At 65.2% G+C, this 2,608-nt stretch carries 3 protein-coding genes; all 3 read left to right on the top strand.

Annotated features, from left to right (window positions below):
* The first annotated feature begins 82 nt into the window (after nucleotides 1-82).
* On the top strand, nucleotides 83-898 hold the full coding sequence (locus AC5JDC_RS21630; RefSeq protein ID WP_495844485.1) for an ABC transporter ATP-binding protein: 816 nt from the start codon (nucleotides 83-85) through the stop codon (nucleotides 896-898).
* Nucleotides 885-1,394, top strand: coding sequence for a GAF domain-containing protein (locus AC5JDC_RS21625; RefSeq protein ID WP_495844483.1), 510 nt, complete (start codon nucleotides 885-887; stop codon nucleotides 1,392-1,394). Before AC5JDC_RS21630 ends, AC5JDC_RS21625 begins: the two co-directional genes overlap by 14 nt.
* A 196-nt stretch (nucleotides 1,395-1,590) precedes the next feature.
* Nucleotides 1,591-2,608, top strand: a 1,018-nt coding sequence (locus AC5JDC_RS21620; protein WP_495844481.1) for a hydantoinase/oxoprolinase N-terminal domain-containing protein, incomplete at its 3' end; no start/stop codon positions are given.

Genomic DNA, 2,608 nt, shown 5'->3' with positions numbered 1-2,608 from the left:
TCCCCCCTTGCGGGGGAGATGTCCGGCAGGACAGAGGGGGGTGCGAAGGAGCACGGAGCCTCACATGCGGGAGCCATCCCGCGTGACCCGACCGCTGCTCTCCCTTCGCTCCGTCTCGAAAACCTTCACCACCGCCGGTCGCATGGTGCGGGCGGTCGACGACGTCTCCTTCGACGTCGCGAAGGGCGAGTGCCTGGCGATCGTCGGCGAGTCCGGCTCCGGAAAATCGACCGTCGCCAACATCATCCTCGGCATCTATCCGCAGAGCGACGGCGAGATATTGTTCGAGGGTAACCCTCTCCCCGCTCGCCATGCGCTCATCCATCGCCGCGCCATCCAACTCGTGCAGCAGAACCCGCTCTCCTCACTCAATCCCAAGCGCAGCATCGGCGCCTCGCTCAGGCTGGCGCTCGACGTGCACGGCATCGGCGAAAGAAACCAACGCTGGGACCGTGTCGGTCAGTTGCTTGAGGAGGTCGGCCTGCCCGCGGACTTCCGCTCGCGCGCGCCGTCGACGCTGTCAGGCGGGCAGCGGCAGCGCGTGGCGATCGCCCGGGCGCTTGCCTGCCAGTCGGAGCTGGTGGTGCTCGACGAGCCGACCTCGGCGCTCGACGTGCTGGTGCAGGCGCGCGTGCTCAAGTTGCTCAACGAACTGCGGGCAAAGCGCGGGCTCACCTACGTCTTCATCACCCACGATCTGTCGGTGGTGCGCAACGTCGCGACCCGCGTCGCCGTCTTCGAGAAGGGCAGGCTGGTCGAGCTTTCCCCGACCGAGACGGTGTTCACCGATCCGAAACATCCCTACACGCGCCGGCTGATCGGCGCCGTTCCGGTCGTCACGGCGCAAGAGGCTGAACTGCGCGGCCGGCTCATGGAGAAGAATAATGCAAGTGCCTGACTACACCGCTTTCACGAAGGCCGTCGCGGCCGAGAGCGCGACGCCCGATACGGCGTTCGCGGCACTCTGGGCGCTGACCCGCGACGTGGTCGGGGTGAAGCTGTTCACCGTCATGACCCATGACGGCCGCAGCGGCATGGCGCAGCGCATCTATTCCAACATGCCCGACGCCTATCCCGTCTCGGGAACCAAGCCTGCCAACGAAACGGATTGGACCCGCCAGGTGATCGGCGAGAAGCGCACCTTCGTCGCCAATGACATCGACGGCATCGCGACGGTTTTCTCCGATCACGAGCTGATCCGGTCGCTCGGCTGCGAGAGCGTCATCAACGTGCCGATCATCGTCGCCGGCGAGGTGAAAGGCACCATCAACTGCCTGCACGAGGCCGGCTTCTATACGCCTGAGCGGGTCGAGGCCGCCGAGGCGCTGAAGCTGCCCGGCGCACTCTGCCTGCTGCTCAACGAATTGACCGCCAAGCAGGACAATCGCACATGAAATTACCCCCACCCCTAACCCCTCCCCACAAGGGGGAGGGGGATATTGCGGCACCATCCAGCGCCAACACTTCGACGATCTTGGCTGAAACAGCGGCGATATCGTCCCCCTCCCCCTTGTGGGGAGGGGTTAGGGGTGGGGGTACAACGTCCATAAAATTTCCAGATGCGACAGCGCGCACCAACGGAGGATTGTGATGGCCGGCAAGACGATCCGCGTCGCCACCGATGTCGGTGGCACCTTCACCGATCTCGTCTGCTTCGAGACCGACCACGCCACCGGCGAGCAGCGCATCGTCACCGCCAAGTCCGACACCACGCCGCCCGATTTCGAGCGCGGCGTGCTCAACGTGCTGGAGAAGGGCGGCGTCGATCCGCGCTCGGTCGATTTCCTCGCCCACGGCACGACGGTTGTCATCAATGCGCTGACCGAGCGCAAGGGCGTCAAGGTCGGGCTGATCACCACCGAGGGTTTTCGCGATTCGCTGGAGATCGCGCGCGGCAACCGGCCGGACTTCTTCAACCTGCATTACGAGAAGCCGAAACCCTTCGTGCCGCGTTACCTGCGCCGCGAACTGCCCGGCCGCGTCTCCTACAAGGGCGTCGAGATGAAGCCGCTCGACCTCTCCGGCCTGCCGGCTATCGTCGCGGATTTCCGCAAGGAGGGCGTCGAGGCGGTCGCCATCTGTTTCATCCATTCCTATGCCGACACCAGCCACGAGCGGGCGGCGCTGGCCGAACTGAAGCGGCTGTGGCCGGAGGTTTCGGCCGTCGCCTCGCACCAGATCACGCGCGAATGGCGCGAATACGAGCGCTCCAACACTGCCGTGCTGTCGGCTTACGTGCAGCCGGCGGCCGAGCGCTACCTGTCGCGCCTGCATGCCGGGCTGAAGGACAAGGGGTTTTCCAAGAGCCCCTACATCATGCAGTCGAACTGCGGCGTCGACTCGCTGGAATCGGTGTCGAGGATCCCGATCACCATGGTGGAATCCGGCCCGGCTTCCGGCTTCTGGGGCGCGGCGGAGCTGGGAAAACTGATCGGCGAGACGAACGTGCTGGCGCTCGACATCGGCGGCACCACGGCAAAATGCTCGCTGATCGAGGACGGCGAGGTCAAGATCAAGACCGACTACTGGATCGAGCGCGACCGTTTTTCCGCTGGCTATCCGATCATGGTGCCGGTGGTCGACCTGGTCGAGATCGGCAATGGCGGCG

Source organism: Kumtagia sp. (assembly GCF_059502445.1).
Note: the sequence above shows the minus strand (reverse complement) of the source record. Positions and strands in the feature narration are given on the sequence as shown.